Source organism: Treponema pectinovorum (assembly GCF_900497595.1).
Classification (GTDB): Bacteria; Spirochaetota; Spirochaetia; order Treponematales; family Treponemataceae; genus Treponema_D; species Treponema_D pectinovorum.
In genome coordinates this window covers 476050-502263 of sequence record NZ_UFQO01000003.1, presented here as the reverse complement: position 1 = coordinate 502263, position 26214 = coordinate 476050, and the positions used below count along the sequence as shown (strand labels likewise).

Below are 26214 nucleotides of genomic sequence, written 5' to 3'. Positions count from 1 at the left end.
ATCTATAATAAGGGGTCTTCCCTAAGTTAAGAAAAAGGATGTTTTTATTATGAAAAAAACAATGCTATTCGTCGGATCTGTAATCGTTTTGATTCTTTCTGCCATCACTTTCATCTTTATTCCTGCAATGGCTCAAGGAGCGGCTCAGGATTCTCTCGTTTTTGGTAAATACGGAAACAAAAAAATTGAATACAAACAAGGCAGTGAATTTGCAAATGCAGTTGCAAACTATACCGAAATGTATCGAAGGCAAGGTGCAGAACTCAAGGATGCAGATTATTACTATATTTATTCCTACGCTTTTGCATCTGCTGTTCAAGCAGTTGCTTATTCGCAAGCTGTAAAAAAATCAGGATGGGCTCCTGCCCCGCAAGCAGTTGCACGCCAGATGTTCCCATATTTTTCTGACGAAAAAGGCAATTATTCTTCTGCAATATATAATTCTTATTCAGAAGAAGATAAAAACGGTCTAAAAAACGAACTTTCTAAAAGTTTAATTTGGAATCGCTACAGCGAAGATTTACTTGGAAGCCAAAGAACCTACGCTGGCAGCAAATTCTTCGGTTTAAAAACTCCAGATTCTGAAATTGATTTCATCGCAAAATCTGCATCTGCAAAACGCTCACTAGATTTAGCAATTTTTGAAAAATCCGACTACCCAGATTCAGAAGTAAAATCTTTTGGAGAATCAAATCGCGATAAATTTACAAAATACAACCTTTCTGTAATCACTGTAAAAGACAAATCAAAGGCAAAATCTCTCCTAAATCAAATTAAAAAAGAAGAAATAACTTTTGCAGATGCTGTAAGTGAATATTCAGATAAGGCGTATTCTTCTGCCGACGGCTTACTTTCTTCAAATCTTGGCTACCAAATTGCAAACATCATCACAAAAGACGAAGATGAAAAGAGCATCTTTGATTTAAAAGCTGACGAAATGAGCGAAGTAACCGAAACTTCTGCTGGATTTTCGATTTTTCGTGCGAATCTTGCAAAAACCGAGCCAGATTTTACTGACAAAACAACTCTGGATTTAGTTCGCACTTATATTCAAGAAAACGAAGCGACAATGGTCGAAGATTATTTTATAGCAGAAGCAAAAAAACTGATTGAATCAGCAAAAACAAATTCTTTTGTTCGCGCGACAGAATCTAACAAAGCAAAATATGTTTCTGTTCCGGCATTTGCCCTAAACTTTGACAATTCTTCTATTTTAGGAAGCCTTCCTTCTCAGCTTACAGATATATCAGTTTCTACAAATGAAAATTTCTTGAAAACAGCTTTTTCTCTTAAAAATGGAGAAATTTCTGAACCGATAGTGGCATCTGGGCGTGTTATGGTTTTAAAAGTTACAGGGGAAGAAACACTCTCTCCAACAGACGAACAGAAATCTTCGATAAAAACAGAAATTGCAAATATGGATGCAAGTGCTGCTCAGTCAACTCTGCTTGCAAGCAAAAAAGTGCAAAATAATGTTTCAGAAGTTTTCTTTAACAAGATAATGAAATAAACAAATTTGATAGAAAATTTTAATTCAATACAAAATACAGAAAAGCCCTGCCTGATTGATGTCGGGCAAGGCTTTTCGGTTTTATACAGGCAAAGATATCTCTATTCAAAATACGCTCCACAAAAATCGATTTTGCAGACGATTTCTGAAATTTCAATTTTAGATGAATCTTTAATCTTGGCGTTTTCACCTTGCCTTTGGTACGGAATTGAAGGACTCGTTGATAAAATTTCTGAAAAAAGTTTTATAGTTGGTATAGAAGAAGATGAAAATCTTTTTAATTTAGCCTTACAAAAATTACAAGAAATAGAAATCGTTTTTCCAAAGATGAAGGCTCAGATTTTTCTTTGCCATCCTTATGAATTTGAAAATCTCATAAAAAAACTTCCGAATTTAAAAAGAGCAATTTCTATCGAAATGAGTGGCGGAGTTTTTTTTAACAAGGATAAATATTCAAATATTTTTCTTTTTGCACAGGATTTTATAAGTTCGTTTTGGAAAAACCGAGTAACGCTCGTAAAGCTTGGTCGTTTATTCTGCAAAAATTTTTTCAAAAATCTTAAAAAAAATCCAACAGAAAATCCAATTCCCGCACACCCAAACATTTTTAATAGACCTTTTTTGATTTTTGGCGCTGGCGAAAGTGCAGAAGCTTTTATAAAAAAGATAGATTCAAAAACCTTAGACCGCTGCACAATTTTCGCGGTTGATGCAGCCCTATCCTTACTTGTAAAGCATAAGATAAAAGTCGATTTTGCTATAGCTGTTGAAGCGCAAGTTGCAATCGAAAAAGCTTATATCGGCTTACGAGAAAGTTTAGAAAATACGATTTTATTGAGCGATCTTTCCTCCCGCCCTTCAATAATAAATTTATTTAATAAAACCCTATATTTTTACAGCGAATTTGACGATGCACAATTTTTTAAGAAATTAGAAGATAAAAAACTTTTGCCTCCAAAACTCACTCCACTGGGCTCTGTAGGACTTACAGCTGTAGAACTTGCACTTTTTATGCGAAAGGATGAGGAAGTTCCCATTTTTGTTGCAGGTCTTGATTTTTCTTTTTCACCAGGTTTTACTCACGCCAGAGGAACCCCTGCCCACATTCAAAGGCTCATAAATACAAACAGGCTTGTACCGGTTGAAAATTTTACAGCCGCTTTTAAAATCGATTCAAAAAGAGTACAGGGCAAAAACAGTGAGGTTATAACAGACACATCCTTATTGAATTATGCAAAACTTTTTAGAGGATATTTTGCTTCTAAAAAAAATCTATTTGATGCTGGGGAAAAAGGACTTTCTTTGAATCTTCCATTTGCAAGCACTCAATTTATAGATTCAATCTGTAAATCTATTCCGCCTAAAAAAGATTTTGAGTTCAATTGTCTTTTCAAAACAGATAAAAACGATTCTATCTCTCAGTCCGAAAAAAATCTTGATTACTATCTTAAAAACGAAATAGAATCTCTCAACAGAATTAAAGAGCTCCTATCTAAAGGAGAAAATGCAAATCCTAAACCACTCCCATCGCTCGAACAGGAATTAACAAATCTCCTTGAATGCAGAGAATATCTTTATCTTCATTTTGCAGACGGATATAAGTTTTCAGTAAAGGATACGAGCATTTTAAAAAGAATCCGAAGTGAAATCGACTTTTTCTTGAAGAATCTTGAAGCGTAAAATAAAAATGCGTAAATAAAATCACGCATCAAAAAAATCATTAAACAAACAGTCAAAATCAGTCTTCTTTTTCTTTTAAGACTGCCAAAAAGGCACTTTGCGGAAGTTCTACATTTCCTACCATTTTCATTCGCTTTTTGCCTTCTTTTTGTTTTTCAAGCAATTTTCTTTTTCTCGTTATATCGCCTCCATAGCACTTTGCAAGGACGTCTTTTCTAACAGGATTTACAGTTTCCCGGGCAATTATCTGGCTTCCGATCGCCCCTTGAATTGCAATTTTAAACTGCTGACGGGAAATTTCATCCTTTAAGCGTTCGCACACTTTTTTTGCACGCAAAACCGCTCCCTGCCTAAAAGCGAGAAACGAAAGAGCATCGACAGGTTTACTATTTATCAGCGTGTCTACTTTCACCAAATCTGTAGGTCTGTATTCTATAACTGTATAATCAAAACTTGCATAACCGCGGCTATAACTTTTTAAACGGTCATAAAAATCAAACAAAACCTCGGAAAGTGGCATCTCATAAATCAACTCCACTCTTTTTTCATCCAAATAGGTCATATTCTTTTGCTCGCCGCGTTTTTCCGTACACAAATTCATTATGGCACCGATGTACTCTGAAGGAGTTATTATAGACGCTCGAATATACGGCTCGCGAGATTCTTTTATCTTGCTCTCTGGAAATTCGGTAGGGTTGTCGATTATGACTTCCTCCCCATTTGTGAGCGTGCAATGATATTCAACTGAAGGCGAAGTAAAGATGACTGATTGGTCGTAATCGCGCTCAAGCCTTTCTTGAATAATTTCCAAATGCAAAAGTCCTAAAAATCCACAACGAAAACCGTTCCCCAAAGCCAAGGAATTATCCTTGTCGTAAGTAAGGCTCGCATCGTTTAACTTGAGTTTTTCCATGCTGTCTTTTAATTCTTCGTAATCGTTTGAATCCATAGGATAAATTGAAGAAAAAACAACCGGTTTTACTTCTTTAAATCCTGGGAGAGGCTTTTCAGCGGGATTTTCTGCAAGAGTTACGGTATCGCCAACTTTTACATCGCTAACAGTTTTGCAGCCTGCAATTATATAACCTACATCGCCTGCTTCCAGATATTGAGTTTCTTCATAATTGATTTTAAAAACACCAATCTGCTCAACTTTATAGTCCGAAGAATTTGACATAAATCTGATTAAATCGCCCTTGTTTATTCTGCCCTCTTTTACACGGATGTGGATTATTACGCCACGGTATTCATCATAATGGCAGTCAAAGATCAAAGCTTGAGCCTTGCCTTCTGGATTTCCATCTGGAGGAGGAAACTTTTTTACAATCGCTTCCATCAAATCGTCAATTCCAACTCCAGTTTTTGCACTAACCATTACAGCATCTTCGCTATCCAAAGCCAAATCATGCTCAATTTGATGTTTTACAGATTCAATATCTGCGGAAGGGAGGTCAATTTTATTTATTACAGGAACAATCGTTAAATCATGCTCCATAGCAAGATATAAATTGGAAACAGTTTGACTTTCAACGCCTTGGCTTGCGTCGACCAGCAAAAGAGCACCCTCGCACGAGGCAATCGCCCTTGAAACTTCATAAGAAAAATCGACATGTCCTGGAGTATCAACGAAATTCAATTCATAATCATGCCCATCTTGCGCATGGTAAGGAATCGTTACCGCTTGACTTTTTATCGTTATTCCACGTTCCCTCTCTATATCCATGTTGTCGAGAATTTGGTTGGTCATCTTTCTTTCGTCGATTATCTTAGATTTTTGAATCAACCTATCCGAAAGCGTCGATTTTCCGTGGTCAATATGCGCAACAATACAAAAATTGCGTTTATACTTCATTTCTGTCATAGAGTGCCAATTTTATTAGAAATAATTGGGGCTGTCTAGCGGTGCTGCAAGTCCCATGCTTATATCCAAATATCCTTTTTTTCGATTTTTTGCATATATTTCTGCATACAAAGCAGTGTTTTCCTGATTAAAGGTTATATTCCTTACGTCTATAGGGTCGCCTTCTGAAAAACCAGACTCGTCTGCTATCGAGCCTTTTATAACGTAATTGATTTGATATTTTCTTCTGCCTTCCGAAAGAGGATTTAACTTCATTCCAAAAATTGCAGCAAAAGAACTTGAAAGCACATCGTTTTTATAAAACGAATAGCCAGGATTTAAAGGGCGAGAAGAAAGATATACCAAAACAGATTTTTCGGCTTCTTCCCCTCGTACATAAGAAATTTTTACGATATACCCAGAAGTGATTCCCATCATTTTTTTCTGCAAATCTTCCAAAGTAAAAATTTTAGAATCTTCAATAGAAGTTATCAAATCGCCTTCTTTTAACCCAGCTCTTGAGGCACTCCCTCCAGGCATAACATAACTCAATTCAACACCTAAATCTTTTCCGCCAATTTTTCGTGTGCGACCGTTTGCCTCGATCCAACTGTGCTCATATTTTCCGCCGGCAATCAAAACTGGAAGTTCCGCTTTTAAATATTCAACAGGAATTGCAAAATTCAACCCAGAATATTCAAGCATTCCTGCAAAAACAATCGCCTGCACGTTTCCTTCTTCATCAACACACGGCCCACCAGAATTTCCAGAATTTACAGCAGCGTCTATCTGCATAACAGGTCCTGCACTAAAAAGCGAGCGATCGCTTGCACTCACAATTCCGCTAGTCAAAGTTCGCTCAAGCCCAATCGGAGAACCTATGCAATAAATTTTATCTCCAACTTCAAGACCTTTGCTCGACCCCAGCTTAAAAACATAAGGAGCATCAATTTCAACCTTTAAAACCGCCAGATCGACGCTGGAATCCCAACCTATAACTTTTGCAGGAATTCTGGTTTCTGAATCTTCAGCGAGTTTTACATAAAGCCTTGCGTATCCTTCGTATTTTGGATCTACGAGGTCTGCTATAACGTGATGATTTGTTATCAGATATCCGTCCTTAGAGATAAAAAAACCTGAACCTATAACCCGGTCTGCATATCCAATGCCTTTTTCAACTTTTATGCCTTTATCAACCCAAACAGTTACAGTTCCCTTTATCAGTTCGGAAACTTTTACGGGAGTCGCTGTGGAAAAATCCAGAGAATCCAATTTTTCAACGCAAAGTTTTGTCAATTCAGCACTGCTCTTTTCTAATTTGGGCAATTTTTTTGAATCCAAATATTCAAGTGCAAAAGCAAATTTTCTTGCAGAAAGGTAATCTTTTTCTTCAAGTTTTTTTTTATAAGAATCAAAAACTAAATCGGAATATTTGGCGAGCGTTTTTTCATCATTTAAAAGATACGCTCTCCAATACGCTTGAACTAAATCCGTTTCTGCAATCGCGTCAATCCGCTTGATTTCTTCTTTTCTTACATCTTCAACAGTGTAATCCGGTTGCTCATAGATTTTTTTTGCTTCAAGCGAAGACTGGCAGGACAAAAGGATGAACAAAACAGAGCACAAGGCAGGCACAAATATTTTTTTTGACTTTGAATGATCTTTTTTCATCTTACTAATGTTCAATTTTTTCAAGTTGAATTTCATCTTCTGGAATAATCTTTGCAAAAATTATTTCGCTCATTTTTACAACAAGAATTCTCCTATTTGAATTTTCTACAATAATACAAACACCTTGACGTAGGCTTTGGTTAACATTTTTTAAAATTTTTTCTTCATCCTCGGCAGCGCCCTCCGTTTGAATCCAATAGATTGAAGAATTTTCTGATTTTTTCACGTCAACTTCTTTATTATCTATCGTAACGCTTTTTGGCTTAGAATTTTCAGTGCGCACAACAACAAGCGAGTTAGTAAAAGGCTGATAAAAACTTGATTCTTCAACCAACGGTTCTGTAGTTTTTGCAGGATATTTTACATAACGAACATCCCACTTTCCGTCATTGTCAAAATCCCATAAAGAAATTTTTCCAAGCCCCTTTGTGTACTCTTCTGTAAAATCTGGAACGGTGTCGCCGTTAGAATCTATTTGAATCATCTTTATATAAAAATTTGAAGAACCGTTTTCTCCGCCAAAAAGATTTATCATCATCTGAACTTCATCGGTTTTTGAAATATAATCATCGTTCCCGTCTGGGTCAAAACCGTAAGTTTCTGTCGTTTCAAAAAGACCGTCGCCGTCCATATCAACCGTTCTAAAAATCGGAATTCCGTTTTCAAAATATGCCTGCGCATACATTTTTTCGCCTGCATAGTAACGCGCAAGCTGAGGTTTTCCGTCCAAAACGCTAACATTAATAGTGGAATTTTTCCTTTCTTTTGACGGAAGCGTAAAACTTGAACAAGCAGCCAGAAGTTCGCCAGCAGTTACCGCAACACAGTTTTCGTTAATCAAAGGGATGTAAAAGTCCATTCCAAGCGATTGTTTTATATTTGAATCCGCATTTATAAAAAAAGGCGTCCAGTCGAGAGTTTCTGCAACCAAATTAAAAGCAAATTTCCTTTGCGAGTTTTCATTCTCGCTAAAGATTGCCCTGCTAACATTTGGCCAAGAATTGTATTCTATGTCGACCGCACCTTGCGTAAAATGAACTACAAGCGGAACTCCAAAATCACATTCTGCACTCCACTCTTCTCTATCGTCTTGATTTTCGTCATATACAATTTTTTGCGGTCGTCCTCTAAAATATTCGATTTTAAGATTATAAATTAAATCGCCATCGGTATCTTTATAGATTATTCCGTTATAAGAATTCAGATATTCACCAAATTCCTTTTTGCTTTCTTCATCTTTTAAAAGGCTGGCAAACTTTTCAAGCAGAGAATAATCAACAGAAGTGTCTGCAAAAGAATAAAAATAATCCAGAGCCTTATCTTCGCTTAAAAGTTTTGAATTTTCTTCCAGAGCAAGAATTGCATACAAAGGATTTTTCAGAGAGCGAGCGTCAAAGGATTTTAACATGCGAGTCTTTTTTTCGCCTTGAGCAAAAGCTATAGCATATATTTCGATTTGTGGTGAAAGATTTTTATAGAGCGAAAAGGAATTTATAAAAGAATCTGCAAGTTTTGAGTTTCCCGCATTTCTTCCGCCAAAACTGTATTCGTATCTAAAAAAAAGTTCTGCAAATCGTACATCTTGCGGATACATCCTTCTTGCACTGTCGAGCCGTTCGCGAGCTTTTTTTAATGACTGCTCATTTTTTTGATTGTAATAACATTTTATCCTGATGTATTCAGCATCCGAGGAATATATAAAAGGCTTTTCGTCTAAAATTTCGATTGCTTGTTTTTCATCGCGCGTTGCACAAAGCAAATCCGCATATAAAATTCTTGCGCTATCCTTGTTGTAATCAACCCAAAACGAAGTTTTAAGGGCATTCTGAACAAGAGGAATAATCTTATATTTTGGAAAATCCGTCATCGTATTTGAAAGTGCTCTCAAATACCAAAGGTCAGAAATCGCCTCGTCATAAGCAAGCCCAAGTTGTGCACTGGAATCAGCAGCAGACCAGTTTTTTTCAGCAGCATATTGCTCTGCTAGTTTTAAATATCGTATAGCAGTTCTTCGATTGGCATCTTCAGCAGACTGAGCAAAAGCAAAAAAATCGACAAGTAAAAAGATTGATACAAAAATGTAAAAAATACTTTTTTTTATAGTAGATTGCATACACTTATTTTACAGACTTTCATTGCAAAAAAAAAGTCCTTCCGCAAAAACGGAAAGACCTTTCATCAAGTAAAATGTAAACTTGGAATTAGCGAGCTGGCGCTATTGTTACGAGTTCTGCTTCCGCAGGAGTAAGAATTGTAACATTTTTTCCAAGGTCGATATCTTTTACACGGAATACATCTCCAATGTTAATCTTTGATACGTCTATAACAAGGCGAACAGGAAGATCTTTTGGAAGTGCCTTAATTTTTACTTCAGGAATGCGCTTAACCATAAAGCCGCCTTTCAAAACTCCAGCAGGAGTTCCAGAATACTGAACTTTATAAGTGCGTGTTACAGGCTTTTTATTTGTTACTGCAAAAAAGTCTGCATGAAGAACTGAATCATTGATGATATTGTATTCAGTGTCGCGGATAAAGGCATCCATCGCTTTTCCATCAACCTTTAAAGTAACAAGAGTTGTTGCCGTTATATTGCGCCATACTTTATTAAACTGAACTGCATCAACCACGATAGATGTTGATTTTCCTTCTTCGTCATAAACAACAGCAGGAATTTTCCCTGTAGAGCGAATAAGTTTTGCAGCTTTTTTTCCAGTTTCTTTGCGAGTGGTTGCGTCTATTACCAACTGTTCCATATTTATAGAACTCCTTAATTTTGAGAAGTCATCAAAAACTATATGTTTTGCCAGCCTCTCTTAATTTTATTCAGGCAACTAAGTTACCTTATATGCTGGGACGACAGGATTCGAACCTGTGGAATACCGGCACCAAAAGCCGGGGGCTTACCGCTTGCCGACGTCCCAAAAAAATACAAATTATTAATCTTCTCCGTCTACTTCGCTTTCAATTACATGACCTGCGTTGTATTCGGCTAAGATTTTGTCCTGCAAAGCCACACGAAACTCTGGACTTATAGGATGAGCAACATCCTTATATTCTCCATTGCTTGTTCGTCGACTAGGCATCGCAATAAATAGACCAGTTTTGCCTTCAATAATTTTTACGTTATGAACGACAAACACACCGTCAAAAGTTACTGTAACGTAAGCTTTTAACTTACCTTCAGCTTTAAGTTTTCTAATGCGCAGTTCCGTTACTTCCATACGAGTTTTCCTCCGCTGCAAATAATAATTTAGCCAAAATCACTACGCAAGAACGCAATGAGTCCAACGTTTTTTTAACAATGTAAACGCTTCCAAGGCATTTTTTCTATCATCAAAAACACCGAAAACTGTAGCTCCCGAGCCGGACATATCCGCCCAGACTGCGCCACTTTTTTTTACATCTCCCAAGGCTTCGCCTATCACTGGGTATTTTTGCAATAAGACGGATGTAAAACTATTTGCAAAAGTCCAATCTTTTAAAGGTCTTCTGTAAATATCTTCCAGTTCCGTCAGTTTAGGACAGGAAGTAAAATTCCCCTCGCAATACGAGTTATCCAAAAGTCCGTACGCATCTTTTGTAGAAACGCAAACTTCAGGAAAAACAAGTAAAAAGTACAGGTCATTGCGAGAATCAATCTTTTTTACAAATTCTCCACGACCAGTAACAATTGCGCAAGCGTTTTTGTGTTGATTTTCTTCTGCGTGCAAAAAGAAAAAAACATCGCTTCCCACTTTTGAGGCAACTTTATCGGCAAGATTTTCATCAAGAAAAATCCCATTCAGTTCCGCGAGTGCTTTTAAAAAATAAGCAGCATCCGAAGAACCTCCGCCAAGACCGGCCCCACTTGGAATGTGTTTTTCTAAAGTAACTTTAACTCCAGAATCACATCCTGTAAAAGCGCAAAACGCTTTATATGTTAGAGTCAAAGTATTTTCTTTTGGAAGTTCTAGCTCCAAACAGTCAACTTTGCAAACATTTTTTTCAGGAATAGGAAAAACCGTAAGTTTATCGTACAATTTTACCGTCTGAAAAATGCTTTCGATATTGTGAAATCCGTCCTCTCGCTTTGGATAAACATTTAAACCAATGTTTACCTTTGCTGGAGCCAAGATTTGAATACCATCCAACATATCGTCAATATTATACGATTTTATAAATCAAAGTCAATCAAACAAATCATTTTATTTATTTTTTTTATTTTTATCGATTTTTTTTTATAAATTTGGGCGGCTTTTTGCGGATGCAAAAACCGTGCTTTTCGGAGTTCCGCTATCGCTCCATTGCGACAAGTCGCAACGCTGCGCGCTCCTACAATCACTGCCGCACAAGGACGTTTTTCTGTAAACACAATAACTGCCGCTTGTTGCACAGAAGATGCAAAAACAAATAAAGTCAAATTTTTAACTCAAAACGATATCAGAAGTTTGCAAAATTTTTATATCAAATTTCTCTAAAATTTCATTGACGCATAACGCTCTAAAAATTTATATTAGTCGAGTACATTTAGCGGGAGATGGCAGGATGTTTAGTTCAAGTGAATCTTTCACTGACTCTTTTACAGGTTCTGGCTTTTCGTATGACGACGAATATTACGACGATTTTGCTGATTCGGACGACGTTTCAGATTACCAAGATTATTTGTTGAACGATTTCGAAGACGATGATATGTATGATGAGTCATTTGATGACGAGCTAGAAGATGACGAAACCGCAGATAGTGGCGAAGAATCTTCTTTGGACAGCGGTTTTAACGACGATTTTGAAGATATGTAATTTTCAAAATCCTAAAACCAAAAAAAACAGGAAGCAGTTTACGATTCGTATCCGCTTCCTGTTTTTATTTTAAATGTTTTTTCTTAATTATTTTTTCTATTCACCTTTTACAAATCTTCCTGCGTGCCAGAGTTTTTCCAATTCGTAAAAGTTTCTCGCATCCTTTGACATAAGGTGCACAAGCGTGCTTCCCAAATCTATAACATTCCAGTCATCTCCAGAAGAAGTCTTGTTATGAGTCAAATGAATCTGCATATCGTTTTCTTTTGCGTATTCTTTTACCTGCTTTTCCAACCCCTGCCAGTGAGCACTACTGTGTATCGTTGCAATTACAAAAAAGTCTGCACAGCTCGTAAGTTTTGTAACTTCAATCACAACAACATCTTCAGCTTTTCCGTCTTCGAGAATATCTGCTATTTCCAAAGCCTTTTGCTCTGTAGTTTTTTCCATAATTATTTACCTCCAGTATTTTTTACATATCGACCATCAAAATCTTTTCCTAGTATGATTGTAAAATCAACATTTGACGCACTTTCACTAAAGACCGCATCACCTTCTTGTGAATCTGGTTGAATTTTATCATCCACTATGTTCGTGCAACGTATAAAGTTGCCTAAATTCTTTGCAATTTCCGAATTCCCAATGTGATTTATAATCACAGTTTTTTCAATATCGCTTCTTTCTGCATTCAAAGTGCTTAAAACATCGTAGCCAGCACTTTTTAAAAGAGCAGCAGTATTTCTCGCTAAGCCCTGGACTGTAGTTCCATTTTGAATTTCAATAACATATATTCTATTTACAGTCGCATCTTCCAAATCGACCAAAGCGTTAGCAGCCTGCTTTACGACATCTTTTATCAGCTGGCCGTCATAATACGGAAACAAAAGTTCCTTTCCGTCAACTAAACGCCTTGAACCAGTTATAGTCTGAGGAACAAGCCTTTCGGAGTCTACATTTGAAATTTTTGAAAACAGTTTGAGTAAATCTTTCTCTTTTAAATTTGAATTCATTTTTTTTGCATAAAGCGGAAAACTAGATTTTTCTAAAAACGAAGTTCGGCTTCGATTTAACGCACTTAAAAATGCAACCATAACATTCTGCCGCCTTTCTACAATTTCACTATCGCTTTCTTCATTTTTAAAGTATGTAAGATAGGTTGTAATCTTATCGCCGTCTAAATTTACCGCTCCACTGGGCAAAAGCCAACGTTCACCTTCATCCGTTTTTATATCTACAGGAGAAGGAACAAAAATTTTTAAACCACGAAGCATATCTGTAAGTTCGCCAAAATTCTTTAAATCCATCTTTATGTAAAAAGGAATATTTTGACCAATAAGTTTTTCTATCTCCGCTTTGTAGGTTTCAATTCCTTTTTCTGTGTAGATTGCATCAATCCTGTCTACTCGCCCCAAACTCTGAAAAATCGCTCCGGTATTTCCAAGAATGTTTATCAAAGCTCCGCGACCAGAAACTGGATAATATATAAAAACATCCGTAAAAAGAACCTGCTCCTTGTCTTCTAAAACAAAAAGAGTTTTTATAACGCTATCGTTTTTTAAGCTTTCGTCAACGCTGTCAACCTTTAGAGAAAGCGCGATAAAAATTCCAGATGAAATTAAGATAACAAATATCAAGATAAGAAAAATCATCCCCTTTCCGTTTGCACCGCTTCTAAATGACCTCATCGGTTTCTCCAATTTTTACTTTAAGCTGCGTCAAAAGCTCGTAAGAGGGGCTTGCAACTTTTTTTCCGCGTTTTTCAAGATATTCTATATTTTCTTTTAAAACAGAATATGTAAGGCAATCTAAAGAAAGAGCAAAGAGTTTTTTTCTGTATTCATCTGTAGATTGCGGACGGCCTGGTTCAATTTTATCTGCAACAAAAATAATTTTGCCTAAATCGCAAAGATTTGCACAGGCAAAGGTGTGGTTAGAAATCGCATCTAAAACACACCTGTCCTTTACGCCAAATTTTTCGCTTAACAAAACAGCCGCTGCCCTTCCATGCAAAAGAGAAGGTTTTGTCTGTTCCAAGATAGAGACAGGTTTTCCATCTTCTTTTACAAGCTCTAAAATTTCTGATGAAGAAAATTCCTTGCACATATCGTGTGCAAGTCCTGCAAGGTAACCAAGCCGACAAGAAATTCCGTAAAGACTGCACATTTTTTCTGCTGTTTGCGCAGTACGCACAGAATGTTCGTATCGCCCTTCACTTTCTACAGATTTCGCATATTCATCTATTTTTGATATTACTGATTCAAGTTCTTGTTTATCATTTAAATTGATCGCTTTTAAAGCCATATAAATTCCGTTCCTTAATATATTCAAAAACTTCTGGGCTTACAAGGTAACGCCAACTTTTGCTTTCTAAAATTCTATCTCGTATATCCGAAGAAGAAAGAATAATCGATGGATTATGTAAGTCAACATGTGGAAAAGAAAACTTTTCTATTGAAAAATCCACCCTTTCTATTGCGTATTCGCCTTTCGCTTGATTTTTGCTGCTGTTTTTTAGATTTTCATTTTCACGAACAGCCAGAATCAATTCGCAAGTTTGAGAGAGGAGTTTTGCATTTTTCCAGTCCTCAAAATGAGAAGCTAAATCAAAGCCCAAAATAAGTCCCATCTTTGCAGAAAGAACATCTGCATACTTTTGTTCTAAGGCAAAAACCGTATCGCAGGTGTATGAAATTCCACCATTTTTAATTTCAAAATCTTCCGCTTCAAAACGCGCGTCGCTTTTTACTGCAAGTTTTACCATCTGCAAGCGATCAAAAGCACTCGCAGCATCCGCCATTTTTTTGTGTGGAGGCTCAAAACACGGAACAAAGAGAACCTTATCGTAGCCGAGTTCCGTGCAAACGCTGTCGGCAAGAATCAAATGTCCAATATGAATAGGATTAAAACTTCCGCCTAAAATTGCAATCTTCAATCTTCGCTTCCTTCAAAATTCTCGCTTCCAGGAAATTGAACAGGTGCGTCTTCATCAACAGATCTCGTTTCCATAAAAGTTGGATTCAAACTTGAACCTTCTTTTTTTGTCGTAAGAAAAGAACCTGAACTTACGCGAGTTCCATCTGAATTATAAGATTCTTCACCTTCGTCCAATTTTGAAACCAAATCTATCAATGCCAGGCGGATTTTATCCAATCCAATATGAAAGGCAACTGAAACTGGAAGTACTATAGTGTCCGCTTCTGACTTTTGAATTTCTTCCATTATTTTATTTGCTCTTTCTTCTGCTCCTTCTTCGTCTATCTTATTGCAAAGTACAATGTGCGGTTTTTTAAGAAGTGCTTTTGAATAACTTTCTAGTTCTTTACAAAGAGTTTGGTAGGCGGTAAAGCACGAATCGTCCGAACAATCAATCATAAACAAAAGACCTGCAGTTCTGCTTATGTGTTTTAAAAATTGGATTCCAAGTCCTCGCCCTTCAGATGCACCTTCGATTATTCCTGGAATATCTGCAATTATTATATCGCGCTCTTCATTTGCATTCAAAACACCAAGGTTTGGAATTTTTGTTGTAAAAGGATAAGGTGCAATTTTTGGACGCGCATTTGTAAAGGCTTCAAGTAGAGTGGATTTTCCTGCGTTCGGAAACCCAACCAAGCCGATATCCGCCATTATTGTAAGTTCCAAACGCAACTTTTTTTCTTCGCCCAACTGACCTTTGTTTGCAATGCGTGGCGCCTGATTTGTGGGACTTTTAAAATGAACGTTACCCCAACCTCCATTTCCACCTTTGCAAGCAATAAATAAATCATCTGGATTTTCTGCAGTAAATTCTTTCAACAATTCATTGGTTTCAAAATCCCTTATCGCAGTTCCAGGAGGAACGGCAATCGTTATATCCTCTCCGTCCTTTCCATAGCGATTCCAGCCCTGTCCATCTCCACCAGACTTTGCTCTAAAAAAATGTTTATACCGGATATTTGAAAGAGTGCGCACATTTCGCTTACAGACAAATATAACATTACCGCCATTGCCACCGTCTCCGCCATTTGGACCGCCTCTAGGAATATATTTTTCTCGCCTAAAAGAAATACAACCGTTACCACCTTTTCCTGCCTGACATTCAATTACGGCTTCATCAGCAAATAAATTCATACAATCCCTCTTTAAAAATTATAGAGCAAAATCCAGCCAAACAACACTGTTCAAGACCAGTTATAAAAAAAATCCCGGATTTTCAGCAAAGTGTAAATCCGGGGCGTGATTAAGTTTATCTTAATTATAAAACGTAATCTAAAAAACTATTCTGCTTTTGGTTCAGCCGCTTTTTTTGCAGTAGTTTTCTTTGCCGCAGGCTTTTTTTCTGCGGTTTTCTTCTCTGCGGGTTCTGCTTTTGAACTAGTTTTTTTAGCAGGTGCTTTTTCCGCCTTTGAAGCAGCTTTTTTTGCAGCACTTGCCTGTTCAGCGGTTACGATGTTTGCAAACTTTCTATTGCGTCTTTCGTTAAAAAGAACTACGCCGTCAGCAGTTGCAAACAAACTGTCGTCGCCTGCCCTTCTTACATTGTCGCCTGGGAAAATTTTGGTTCCACGCTGCTTGATTATTATTGAACCTGCTGTAACAGCCTGTCCACCATATACTTTAACGCCCAAGTGTTTTGGATTCGAATCGCGACCATTTTTTGCGCCGCTACCACCTTTACTGCGTCCCATAGTAAGCCTCCGCTTAAATATTCAATTTTAATTTCCCGCTTCCACCGCTTCGCAAAAACTCACGTTTTTTGGATACTCTTCTGAAAGCGAAACAAATCCAACTTTCAAAATCTTAGCAGTGTATTTAAGGCAAGTTTCCACTTCTGGATTATTGCCCCTTTCTTCCACGCAAAAAGCGAGATTCCCGCGGGAAGATGTATCAACATCCAAACAAACTCCTTCTGTCTGTGAAAGCAACTGGAGTGCAGTCCTGACCAAAAAAGTTACAGACGCACAAACAATATCGCTGCCTTTCTTAGAAAAACAAGCATGTCCGTTAACTTTGCATTGCCTTAACACGCCGTTTTTGCCAGTCAAAAGTGTTATGGATGTCATCGCCAATTCCAAAAATTAAGGATTAGCCGATGATATTCTTTACACGGATATTTGTATATTCCTGCCTGTGACCAATCAAACGGTGATAGTCTTTCTTAGGCTTGTATTTAAAAACAAGAACTTTCTTGTCACGGAAGCTGTTTTCAACTTCAACTTCAACTTTTGCTCCATTAACATACGGTGTTCCAACTTTTACATTGTTTCCGTCGCTAACCAAAAGAACTGAATCGATTGTAATCTTAGAACCGTCTTCAGCGTCAATCTTATCGACCTGAATGAGCGAATCTTTTTCAGCCTTGTACTGTTTGCCTTTGTATTCAAAAAGTGCGTACATTAAATTACCTCTTAAACGCCGCAAAGTGTAACGGATACTCTAACGACTAATAATAAAAATATGAGTGCTAAATACTAGCAAATTTTTCGTAAATTGGTCAATAAACAAAAAATTCACACAGGCCTTTCCCTTTTAGAAGCACAGCCCTCGCCCGCGACCCGCTCTTACTACAAGTCCTCGCCGCAAGCGGCTGCGGTCTTTCCGTGGCGATCGGGGCTACAAAATATAAAAGGCAGAACATTTCATCTCCGCGCAAAAAAATCTTATGCACAGAATAAAGTTCTGCCTTTAGTGTATTTTTGTAAAACAACTATAATTTGTAACGACCAGTGCTCAAAGTATGACCATCGTTATAAACGTCAAACCAAATTTCTTTTTTGCCTGCAAGGTTCATCGCTTCATAAAATTCTTGAACATTGCTCACTTTTTTATCATTAACTGCAGTTATAATATCTCCATTTTGAATTCTCATAGCGGCAGCAGGCGATTTTTCTAGCACGTTCATCACAACTACGCCTTTTACCTTATCGTCAGAAAGATTCAATTCTTTCTTTGCAGAATCCGTCAAAGGTGCTGCAATAAATCCTGGCCAAAGTTTAGAACTGTCGCCACTAACTTTTTCGCTTCGCTCTTCAATCTTTACAGAAAGGTCAATCGTTTTACCACCACGGAGAACCTTAAACACCGCAACTTTTCCAGCAGGAAGATATCCAACTTCCCTAATAAGTTCACTTTGGTTTTTAATTTCCTTTCCGTTCAAACCTATTATAAAGTCCCCAGCCTGCATTCCACCTTTTAACGCTGGAGAATCAAGAAAAATCTGTGCAGCAAACGCTCCATTTTTTCCCTTAACTCCCAAATCCTTTTTAAAATCTTCTTTTACATCCAAAAGGCTAACGCCAAGCCAGCCATAGTTAATTTTTCCATTTGCAATAAAGTCATCTATAGATTTTTTAAGAGAGTTTATCGGCAAAGAAAAACCTAACCCCTGACTTCCACCACTTTGAGAAGCAATCCAAGTGTTTATTCCTATAACTTCTCCGTAAATATTTACAAGCGGACCTCCAGAATTACCTTGGTTTATAGCAGCATCCGTTTGTATAAAGTCGTTCATATTTCCAATTTGGTCACCAGAACGGCCTGTTGCACTTACAATTCCTTGTGTTACAGACTGGCTGTATCCCAAAGGTGCACCCATAGCAAGCACAATGTCTCCAACTTTTACCTTGTCGCTGTCTCCTAAAGCTGCAACTACTATGTTTGAATCCTTCTTTGCTTCAAAAGAAATCAAAGCTACGTCAGAACGTTCATCGGCACCAATCAACTTGGCATCAAACTGCTGACCATCATTCAAGTTTACAGTTATTTGAGTTGCTTTTCCTGCAACGTGATTATTGGTAATAACATAAACAGTGTTTCCTGTTCTTCTTACAATAACGCCAGAACCAAGCCCCTTTTGCTCAAATTCTCGTGATTTATTCTTATTTTTTGAATCATCGCCATTTGGATTACCAAAAAACCAAAATGGAAAATCTTCGAACGGATTCGTCTGAGTTACTGTCTTTTTTTCTGTAACATCTATTTCAACCACAGAAGGCAAAACTCCTGCAGAAATTGAATTAAATGAATTTTGAAGCGCTTCTATAACTTTAAGACTTTCGCTAGGAATAGAAACAGCAGGTTTTGTTTCTGCAAAAACAGTATCAGCCGTGCCAGAAACTTTTACTTTACTACAAGAAAAACTTACAACGGCAAACACAAATACACCAGTCATAACAGTCAGGGCAATTTTTGATGTGATATTTTTCATTTTATGTAACCTCCAAATACTCCATCTTTTTAATAAATATAATCAAATATTTTTATGTTGGTTACAAAAATAAAATAAGAAAACTCTAAGAAATCCCAATCAAAATAGTAGTGAACAGTCGTTTTTAAGCTTTTTTTCTAGCAGATAAGGTCGTCGCAGAGGGTTAAAATTTCTGTATGATCTGCAAAAACCGCAACCGTGTGTTCTTCATGACAACTCCAAGAGCCATCATCTGTAACAACAGTCCACCCGTCATCCATAGTGTGAACATCTGCAGTGCCGGCGTTAATCATAGGTTCAATTGCTAAAACCATACCAGCCTGAATGCGAGGATTTGGACCGCCCATCGGGCAGTTTGGAATACTTGGATCTTCGTGAACTTCAAGTCCTACTCCATGCCCACAATAATCGTACACAACTCCATAGCCATACTTTCCATTGGCAACATCGTTTACCGCATTGGATATATCTCTGATTCTATTTCCTGCCTTACAAGCTGCAATTCCTGCGAGTAAACTTTCCCTCGTCGCCTTTACAAGTTTTTTATGCTCTGGCTTTACATTTCCAACTTGAACAGTGTGGCAAGAATCAGAAATATAACCGTCTAAATCTATTCCAATATCGAGCGAAACCAAATCTCCGTCGTGTATTATCTTTTTTTTGGAAGGCAAACCGTGAATAACTTCTTCATTTACACTTATGCAAGCCGCACCTGCAAAATTTTCAGAATACCACGCAGGAATTCCGCCAATTTTTTTTATGAATTTTACCACGAGGTCGTCAATGTGCTTTGTTGTCATTCCTGGTTCTATTTGAGGTATAACTTCTCTAAAAAGGTCTGCAAGAGCGTGGCAACTTTTTCTTATGCCTTCAATTTCTTTTTCATTTTTTAAGCGAATCATATATAAATCTCCATTGACTGTTTTTTACTTTATTCTAACGGATTCTTCTTCGCAGATTCGGGCAGTTTTTTCATCTCCAAGCCTCCTGTAAGCCAGAGCCATTTTCTGCAAAAAGAAAGAATCATCTTTGCTTCCAAAGTTAAGTTCAAGTGCCCTCTCCCAAGCATCGAGGCAAAGTTCATCGCTAATTTTATTTTCAATCCTGAATTTTAATACCGTTCTTGCCAAATCCATAACTTCTGGGAAAAACAGCCTGAAATAATTAAAACCGTGTTCCATACGGATTATCTGCTCTAAAAGGACAAAGGCATCGTAATATTCTTCTCGCAAAACGAGTTCTTCGCACAGGATAAAACCGTAATCCATAAAATCTTCGCGAGTAAACCATTTTGAAAGAGAAAAATGGCTGTGATTTTTGCTCATACGAATGAATTCAGCAACTGCATCGTCTTCTCGATGATGCAACAAATCAAAAAAAATCAATTTAGCCCTGCTTTCTTCGTCATTGCGAGAAATAAGCCAGTCTCTATAATCAAACGAATTTGTGCTTCTATAATACTTTGAATGATATTTGTAAAAATATGCTTCATCAAAAAGAGAACGCTGTTTTACATCGGAAAGAATTTCGTAAGCTTTTACAAGTTTTCTAAAGGCTTCGACTGAAGAATTTTTTTTAGCCGTATCAGGATGAAGTTGTTTTGCTTTTATTCTATACGCACGCCTTATTTCTGCAGCGCTAGACTTAGGACTCACTCCCAAGATTTTGTAGCAGTCTTCCAAAGTGGTTCAATTATAATAAAATTAAGTTTTTTGTACAATTAACGAGTTTTTTTATCTTATAAGATTGAAGAAAAATACCATTATTGATTGATTAAAAATATTAGATTTTAGATTGCACCAACAAACTTCCAGAGCTCAAGTTAAATTTGCAACGTTAGAGAAAAAAATGAATTATCCTATTTTAAATAATTTTTCTATGTCTTTTTGACGCACTACCAAAACATTACACTTTGCATTTGCAAGAATTTCTATATTGGTCGCACTTGCAATATCGTGCGTATAAGATAGTTGAGATGAATCATGTGCTCTTCCACCCAAAAATATCGTATCCGCTCCAAATTCTTCGCCAGCACGCAAAATTTCTGACCAAGGAGTTCCGCTCCTAAGCTCAGTTTCTATTTTTACGCCTTTTTCCTTTGCCAGCGTTTTTATATATTCAAGATATTTATTTCCATCTCTTATAAGATTTTCTTCGTATTTTTTGCTTTCGTCTTTTACAAAAAATTTTGTCATTGTCAACTGTTTTAGAGCGGCTGTATCAACAACATACACAGCCTTAACAGTGCAGTTAAACTGCTTTGCAAATAAGATTGAATACATAGCCGCACGAATAGACTGGTCAGAACCGTTTACCGCTACAATAATTTTTTGAATTAGAGGTTTTATCATAATGACTTCCTGTTTTTTAAAGACTTAAGAACAAAGACATTTTCGCGATCTCGTTCTTCCAAAACACTCTCAATATAAACTTTTGTTTCCCTCGTCTGAGGAATAACCATCTTATCCAAGGCATTTACACGACGCTGTGTCTTTTTTACTTCGCCAGCAAGTCGCCATGCAATAGTCCTTATGCTCGCCATATTTGTAAGAAGTTTTAAAAGCGCAAAGAATTCTACCATAACTTTGTCACTATCTGCAAAACTTCCCATAAAAGAATAAAAAAGTTGTAGCTCTGGCAATTCAACGTCGATCGAAGCAAAATTCATTCCACCAGCAACCACGTTTTTTTCTTTTATCTTAAAATCATAACTTACAGAATGCGAAATACGCTCAACTCGGTCGCCACCAACTGCCTTTAGCATATTTTTTAAAGCGGGATAAGCCTTTGCATATTGTTTGTCCAATTCCGCTTCCAAGAGTTTTACGCGCTCTACCATGCGCATAAGTTCACGCACGAGAATTTCACGCTTTTGCTCAAGAAGCTCATAACCTTCAACAGCAGTTGAAAGCTGCTCCTTTACAGACAAGAGATTCGATTTTGTTGGCGCAATATTGAGTTTTGCCATTTACTATTCTTCCTTGGGAAGATATTTTTCGATATATTCGCTTTTTATCCTGTACAGTTCATTTTTAGGAAGCAAACTTAAAAGTTTCCAACCTAAATCCAAAGTTTCTTCGATAGAACGATTTTCTTCTTCGCCTTGAGAAAAAAATTGACTTTCCATAGCATTTCCAAAATCCAAATATTGTCTGTCTACAGCACTCAATTCTTCTTCGCCAATTATTGCAGACAGAGAGCGTATGGATTTTACTTTAGAATAAGAAGCAAAAAGTTGAGCTGCAAGGCTTGAATGATCTTCCCTCGTCATGCCTTCTCCAATTCCGTCTTTCATAAGGCGGCTAAGGCTCGGAAGCGCACTAACTGGTGGATATATTCCGCTTTGAGCTAATTCTCGGCTCAATACAATCTGCCCCTCTGTTATGTAACCTGTAAGATCTGGAATTGGATGAGAAATATCATCGTTTGGCATAGTCAAAATTGGGATTTGCGTTATAGAGCCTTTTGAACCTTTAATCTTCCCTGCACGCTCGTAAAGCTCTGCAAGGTCGGAATAAAGATAGCCTGGATAGCCTTTTCTGCCTGGAACTTCGCCACGCGTCGTAGAAATTTCTCGCAACGCTTCGCAATAGTTAGTCATATCGCTCATAACAACCAAAACATGCATTCCTTTTTCGTAAGCCAAATATTCTGCTGCAGTAAGCGCACAGCGCGGAGTTATGATTCTTTCAATTGATGGTGCATCTGCCAACGACAAGAACATTACAACCTTTGAAAGAACACCACTTTCCTCAAAAGAATTTATGAAGAATTGAGCTTGATCGTATTTTATTCCCATCCCCGCAAAGACCATTACAAAGTCTTCGCCGGAGTTTAAAATCTTTGCCTGTCTTATTATCTGAGCTGCAAGGCGATTGTGTGGAAGTCCATTGCCAGAAAAAATCGGCAATTTTTGACCTCGAATCAAAGTGTTCATTCCGTCGATTGAAGAAATTCCTGTCTGAATAAAATCCCTCGGATAAACCCTCGCAAACGGATTTATCGGCATTCCGTTCACATTCATCTTTGTACTTGAAACTATTTGCGGAAGTTCATCAATCGGCTGACCAAGTCCGTTAAAAACTCGACCTAAAAGTCCCTGACCAACCCTAAGTTCCATCGGTTCTTCCAAAAATTCAACAGAAGTCGCATTCAAGTCCAAACCTGTAGTTGTACCAAAAATCTGAACTACAGCAGCGTTTTCGCTTAAATCGATTACCCTTCCAGTCTTTTTCTCTCCGTTTCTATCTCGGACGCAGACAATTTCGTTATAAAAGACATTTTTTCGACTTTTTACAACGACAATAGGACCATCAACTGAATTTAAGCCTTTATATTCAACACCTTTCATTTTTGCTCCAATAAAATCCAATAAAATGCAAGCGAACTATAAAATCCCTACTTCGAATAAAGCCGCTCCAGTTCGCTCATCTGCTCGTCCAAGTGGCTTTCAGCCTCTTTTATAAGTGCAAGATTTTCGTTTGGAACGGTCGTCTTTAAGCGAATAATCTCGTCCTTTACCGCTAAGGAATTTAGTTTTGAAAGCGGAGCTCCAGCTTTTATGACCGCTGCCCCTCTATCGTAAAATTCCATCATTAAAACCAAAATTTGAATCTGCTTTTCTGGAACAGAATAAACATCGATTGCATCAAAAGCACTCTGTTGCAAAAATCCATTTTTTATCATATCTGCAACAATCAAAACAATTCGCTCGTAATCCGGAAGTGCATCTTGACCAATAAGGCGAACAATCGCTTCGAGTTTTTGCTCTTTTTTTAGAAGTTCAAGCGCTTTTAAACGCAATTCAGACCAACGTGGATCTAAATTATCCCACCATTCTTTTATTTCATCTGCGTATTCTGAATAAGAATCTATCCAACCGATTGCAGGATAATGGCGCGCATTCGCAAGTTCTCTGTCCAAAGCCCAAAAACATCGTATAAAACGCTTTGTATGTTGAGTTACAGGTTCAGAAAAATCTCCACCCGGAGGAGAAACTGCTCCTATTATAGAAACAGAACCTTCTTGACCACACATCGCTTTTACACGACCAGCTCTTTCGTAAAAAGAAGCAAGCCTTGTAGGCAGATATGCAGGGAATCCCTCCTCCGCTGGCATTTCTTCCATTCGACCAGAAAGTTCGCGCAACGCTTCTGCCCAGCGAGAAGTTGAATCTGCCATTATGGCAACGTGCATTCCCATATCTCTATAATATTCTGCAAGTGTTATTCCCGAATAGAGAGAAACTTCCCTCGCCGCAACTGGCATATTTGAAGTGTTTGCAATCAATATTGTTCGTTCCATTAAAGAACGCCCTGTTCTAGGGTCGATTAAAGTAGGAAATTCCGTTAAAACATCGGTCATTTCATTTCCTCTCTCACCGCAACCTATGTAAACAATCAAATCCGCATCGCACCACTTTGCAATAGCGTGTTGAGTCATCGTTTTTCCAGTTCCAAATCCACCAGGAATCGCTGCTGTTCCACCTTTAGAAAGCGGGAAAAACACGTCGATAACGCGCTGACCTGTTACAAGAGGCTGACTTACAGTCAGTTTTTTCGAAAAAGGCCTTGCATTTCTTAACGGCCAATAGTGGCTCATCTTTATTTCTTCGTCTAACTCTGTTTTTGCGATTACTTCATCAACAGTGTATTGACCGCTACCTTTAAAAAAAGACAAAACTCGCCCACGAACATTTGGTGGAACCATGATTTTATGCACAATCGAAGCAGTTTCTTGAACAGTTCCAAGTACAAAGCCTGGACAAATTGCAGTTTTTTCTTTTACTTCTGGCAAAGCTTCAAACTGCCATTTTTTTTCGATATCCAAAGGCTCTGTTCTTTGGCCAGGAGCTAAAAATGAACCAGCATTATTGAACATGGTTTCCAAAGGACGCTGAATTCCATCATAAATAGTGCCAACAAGACCGGGTCCAAGTTTCAAAGAAAGCGGACGCTCGTTGGAAAAAACTTTCTCTCCAATCTTCATTCCGGTATCATCTTCGTAAACCTGTATCGTGGAATGTCCTCTATTCTGACGAATAATTTCGCCAATTATCTTTTTTTCGCCAACATCCACAACATCGTAAAGCCCTGAACCTTCAAGACCTTCTGCATATAAAATTGGACCTGAAATCCTTGTAATTTTTCCTTCTATCATTGAGGTAACTTCCCTCCAAACAAAGTAGCAGCAAGCTCGTATGAATATTTATCTTTTAATTCTCGCACAACTTCATCGATTGTAAGCCGAATCTTTACCGCTTCGTCTTCGCTTTCAATGACAATGCCTTCGTGAAGTGAATTTCCCTGAACGGCTTGTTCACCGCTTTTTTCAAATTGTATACCTTGAACTGAATTAAGTTTTCCATTAAAAAAATTTTCAAGGAGATTTTTTACATCGGCTTCTTTAAGTCCACCAAAATATTTTGCATTTATATTTTTATCTTCAAGCACTTGCTTAAAAGAATCCAATTTTGATGCAAGCAAAGAAAGTCTACCTTTTTCACCAATCGAATCAAAATATGAATTCATCGCTTTACAAACCTGTTCATCATAAAAAGAAACCAAAAATCGTTCTTTTTCAAGCGGAATATAAGCCTGTGCGTTTTTTTCAAGTTGAGAAATTTTATTTTTATAAGAGAGCGATTTTTCTTCTAAACTCTTTTTTAATCGCTGTTCAACGCTTTCTGCAATTTCTTTACATTCGCGCTCAGCATTTTCCAAAATCTTTGCAGCTTTTTTCTTTGCATCGGCTTCAATTTCTCTGTCGAGAATCGACGTTGATCTTAACTCTTCCATAAATTATTTTACTCCTCCGCTTATACAGAAATTCCAACTGCTTCTCGAATTGAATCCGTAAGGGATTTTTTACCTTGAAGATGTCCGTTTATAGGAGGAATTTCTACTATTAGAGGAAATTTTGCACCTTTTTGCCAGTCCACAACTTCCTCTTCAATCATTGCAGAAACATCTTCGGATATAATCAAAACTTTTGGATGCTCATCTACAGGCAAAGCATTATCAACCGCTCTTCCTGTTACACGGTAAAACGCTTGCAAGGCTTCTTTTCTGTTTAAGGCAACCTGTCCATGCACACCTACAAGGTTAAAAGCTAAAACGAGTTCCCGTTGAGCAATCACAAAATATTCCATAAAAATCCTTTTAAACTTTACAGATTAAAGTATGATTATCAAAAGAGCTACCAAAAAGCCCCAAAGACAGATACCTTCAGCAAGTCCGACAAAAGGAAGAGCTTTACCAGAAAGTTCCGCATTCTCGCTCATTGCGCCCATCGCTGCCGCACCAATTTTTCCTACAGCCAAACCGCCGGCAAGGCAGGAAATTGCAACTGCAAACGCTGCTGCAATATATTTGAGCGAATCCGCAGTTGTAGTTTCAGATTGTTCTTGCACAGATTGTTGAGCCTGAACTGTAGATTCTGAAGAATTCTGTGCCACAGGATTTTCCTGCGCAAACAAGCCAAATGCGCTAAAGCACACCAAAGCAGTTAAAATTGCGATAATTTTTTTGTTCATATCGATTACCTCACAAA

26 protein-coding genes, 1 tRNA gene and 1 pseudogene are annotated in these 26214 nt (G+C 37.5%); 3 read left to right on the top strand and 25 right to left on the bottom strand.

The features are described 5' to 3' along the window. Window positions 1-49 precede the first annotated feature (49 nt). Window positions 50-1510 (top strand): peptidylprolyl isomerase, encoded by a 1461-nt coding sequence (locus FXX65_RS06820; RefSeq protein WP_147615643.1) that lies wholly within the window; start codon window positions 50-52, stop codon window positions 1508-1510. Window positions 1511-1516: 6 nt separating this feature from the next. Continuing rightward, complete coding sequence (locus tag FXX65_RS06815; protein ID WP_147615642.1) at window positions 1517-3190, top strand: 6-hydroxymethylpterin diphosphokinase MptE-like protein; 1674 nt, start codon at window positions 1517-1519, stop codon at window positions 3188-3190. A 58-nt stretch (window positions 3191-3248) separates the two neighbouring features. Here the strand turns inward: FXX65_RS06815 and lepA are convergent, their stop codons facing one another. The 7 genes from lepA to ispE all read right to left on the bottom strand — a co-directional run bounded on the left by lepA (window position 3249) and on the right by ispE (window position 10834). Further along, window positions 3249-5051: a translation elongation factor 4 gene (gene lepA, locus FXX65_RS06810; protein ID WP_147612787.1), complete on the bottom strand. Its 1803-nt coding sequence runs from the start codon at window positions 5049-5051 to the stop codon at window positions 3249-3251. Between the two features lie 15 nt (window positions 5052-5066). Further along, entirely contained in the window at window positions 5067-6701 is a 1635-nt protein-coding gene (locus FXX65_RS06805; RefSeq protein WP_147615641.1) for a S1C family serine protease, read from the bottom strand. Between the two features lie 4 nt (window positions 6702-6705). Further along, the gene (locus FXX65_RS06800; protein ID WP_147615640.1) at window positions 6706-8814 is read right to left on the bottom strand and encodes a tetratricopeptide repeat protein; all 2109 of its coding nucleotides are present in this window, start codon (window positions 8812-8814) and stop codon (window positions 6706-6708) included. A gap of 88 nt (window positions 8815-8902) precedes the next feature. Then, window positions 8903-9454, bottom strand: a complete 552-nt coding sequence (locus FXX65_RS06795; protein WP_147612790.1) for a 50S ribosomal protein L25 — start codon at window positions 9452-9454, stop codon at window positions 8903-8905. Between the two features lie 95 nt (window positions 9455-9549). Then, window positions 9550-9622 (bottom strand) — tRNA-Gln (locus tag FXX65_RS06790). Window positions 9623-9637: 15 nt separating this feature from the next. Further along, window positions 9638-9922, bottom strand: coding sequence for a septation regulator SpoVG (spoVG, locus tag FXX65_RS06785; protein WP_147612791.1), 285 nt, complete (start codon window positions 9920-9922; stop codon window positions 9638-9640). Window positions 9923-9964: 42 nt separating this feature from the next. Beyond that, window positions 9965-10834: a 4-(cytidine 5'-diphospho)-2-C-methyl-D-erythritol kinase gene (gene ispE, locus FXX65_RS06780; protein ID WP_147615639.1), complete on the bottom strand. Its 870-nt coding sequence runs from the start codon at window positions 10832-10834 to the stop codon at window positions 9965-9967. A gap of 391 nt (window positions 10835-11225) precedes the next feature. On the opposite strand from ispE, the gene FXX65_RS06775 reads away from it, so the two are divergent. Beyond that, complete coding sequence (locus tag FXX65_RS06775) at window positions 11226-11477, top strand: hypothetical protein (RefSeq protein WP_147612797.1); 252 nt, start codon at window positions 11226-11228, stop codon at window positions 11475-11477. Window positions 11478-11573: 96 nt separating this feature from the next. Here the strand turns inward: FXX65_RS06775 and rsfS are convergent, their stop codons facing one another. From rsfS to FXX65_RS06685, 18 genes and pseudogenes are all read right to left on the bottom strand, one after another. Continuing rightward, window positions 11574-11927 carry a ribosome silencing factor gene (gene rsfS, locus FXX65_RS06770; RefSeq protein ID WP_147615638.1) on the bottom strand — a complete coding sequence of 118 codons (354 nt, stop codon included), beginning with the start codon at window positions 11925-11927 and terminating at the stop codon, window positions 11574-11576. 2 nt (window positions 11928-11929) lie between these two features. Beyond that, window positions 11930-13162 (bottom strand): LCP family protein, encoded by a 1233-nt coding sequence (locus FXX65_RS06765; protein WP_147615637.1) that lies wholly within the window; start codon window positions 13160-13162, stop codon window positions 11930-11932. Next, entirely contained in the window at window positions 13149-13778 is a 630-nt protein-coding gene (yqeK, locus tag FXX65_RS06760; RefSeq protein WP_147615636.1) for a bis(5'-nucleosyl)-tetraphosphatase (symmetrical) YqeK, read from the bottom strand. The genes FXX65_RS06765 and yqeK overlap by 14 nt, the downstream gene beginning before the upstream one ends. After that, the gene (nadD, locus tag FXX65_RS06755) at window positions 13750-14409 is read right to left on the bottom strand and encodes a nicotinate (nicotinamide) nucleotide adenylyltransferase (RefSeq protein ID WP_147615635.1); all 660 of its coding nucleotides are present in this window, start codon (window positions 14407-14409) and stop codon (window positions 13750-13752) included. Before nadD ends, yqeK begins: the two co-directional genes overlap by 29 nt. Then, the gene (gene obgE, locus FXX65_RS06750) at window positions 14406-15587 is read right to left on the bottom strand and encodes a GTPase ObgE (protein WP_147615634.1); all 1182 of its coding nucleotides are present in this window, start codon (window positions 15585-15587) and stop codon (window positions 14406-14408) included. Before obgE ends, nadD begins: the two co-directional genes overlap by 4 nt. Window positions 15588-15904: 317 nt before the next feature. Continuing rightward, window positions 15905-16144: pseudogene (rpmA, locus tag FXX65_RS09755) on the bottom strand (50S ribosomal protein L27); the annotation flags it as partial. 27 nt (window positions 16145-16171) lie between these two features. Then, window positions 16172-16519, bottom strand: coding sequence for a ribosomal-processing cysteine protease Prp (locus FXX65_RS06740; protein WP_147612804.1), 348 nt, complete (start codon window positions 16517-16519; stop codon window positions 16172-16174). A 22-nt stretch (window positions 16520-16541) separates the two neighbouring features. Continuing rightward, on the bottom strand, window positions 16542-16853 hold the full coding sequence (rplU, locus tag FXX65_RS06735) for a 50S ribosomal protein L21 (protein ID WP_147612805.1): 312 nt from the start codon (window positions 16851-16853) through the stop codon (window positions 16542-16544). A gap of 310 nt (window positions 16854-17163) precedes the next feature. Continuing rightward, the gene (locus FXX65_RS06730) at window positions 17164-18663 is read right to left on the bottom strand and encodes a Do family serine endopeptidase (protein ID WP_147615633.1); all 1500 of its coding nucleotides are present in this window, start codon (window positions 18661-18663) and stop codon (window positions 17164-17166) included. Window positions 18664-18800: 137 nt separating this feature from the next. Next, window positions 18801-19565 carry a type I methionyl aminopeptidase gene (gene map, locus FXX65_RS06725; RefSeq protein WP_147615632.1) on the bottom strand — a complete coding sequence of 255 codons (765 nt, stop codon included), beginning with the start codon at window positions 19563-19565 and terminating at the stop codon, window positions 18801-18803. Window positions 19566-19589: 24 nt separating this feature from the next. Next, window positions 19590-20345, bottom strand: coding sequence for a J domain-containing protein (locus FXX65_RS06720; RefSeq protein ID WP_147615631.1), 756 nt, complete (start codon window positions 20343-20345; stop codon window positions 19590-19592). A 171-nt stretch (window positions 20346-20516) separates the two neighbouring features. Beyond that, window positions 20517-21014 carry a universal stress protein gene (locus tag FXX65_RS06715; RefSeq protein WP_147615630.1) on the bottom strand — a complete coding sequence of 166 codons (498 nt, stop codon included), beginning with the start codon at window positions 21012-21014 and terminating at the stop codon, window positions 20517-20519. Then, window positions 21011-21631 carry a V-type ATP synthase subunit D gene (locus tag FXX65_RS09835; protein WP_147615629.1) on the bottom strand — a complete coding sequence of 207 codons (621 nt, stop codon included), beginning with the start codon at window positions 21629-21631 and terminating at the stop codon, window positions 21011-21013. Before FXX65_RS09835 ends, FXX65_RS06715 begins: the two co-directional genes overlap by 4 nt. Window positions 21632-21634: 3 nt before the next feature. Continuing rightward, the gene (locus FXX65_RS06705; RefSeq protein ID WP_147615628.1) at window positions 21635-23014 is read right to left on the bottom strand and encodes a V-type ATP synthase subunit B; all 1380 of its coding nucleotides are present in this window, start codon (window positions 23012-23014) and stop codon (window positions 21635-21637) included. A gap of 47 nt (window positions 23015-23061) precedes the next feature. Further along, entirely contained in the window at window positions 23062-24822 is a 1761-nt protein-coding gene (locus tag FXX65_RS06700; RefSeq protein ID WP_147612810.1) for a V-type ATP synthase subunit A, read from the bottom strand. Continuing rightward, a complete protein-coding gene (locus FXX65_RS06695) occupies window positions 24819-25460 on the bottom strand; it encodes a hypothetical protein (RefSeq protein ID WP_147612811.1) in 642 nt (213 codons plus the stop codon). The genes FXX65_RS06700 and FXX65_RS06695 overlap by 4 nt, the downstream gene beginning before the upstream one ends. Before the next feature lie 20 nt (window positions 25461-25480). Further along, window positions 25481-25813 (bottom strand): V-type ATP synthase subunit F, encoded by a 333-nt coding sequence (locus FXX65_RS06690; protein WP_147612812.1) that lies wholly within the window; start codon window positions 25811-25813, stop codon window positions 25481-25483. Between the two features lie 24 nt (window positions 25814-25837). After that, window positions 25838-26197 carry an ATP synthase subunit C gene (locus FXX65_RS06685; protein WP_147615627.1) on the bottom strand — a complete coding sequence of 120 codons (360 nt, stop codon included), beginning with the start codon at window positions 26195-26197 and terminating at the stop codon, window positions 25838-25840. Window positions 26198-26214 lie beyond the last annotated feature (17 nt).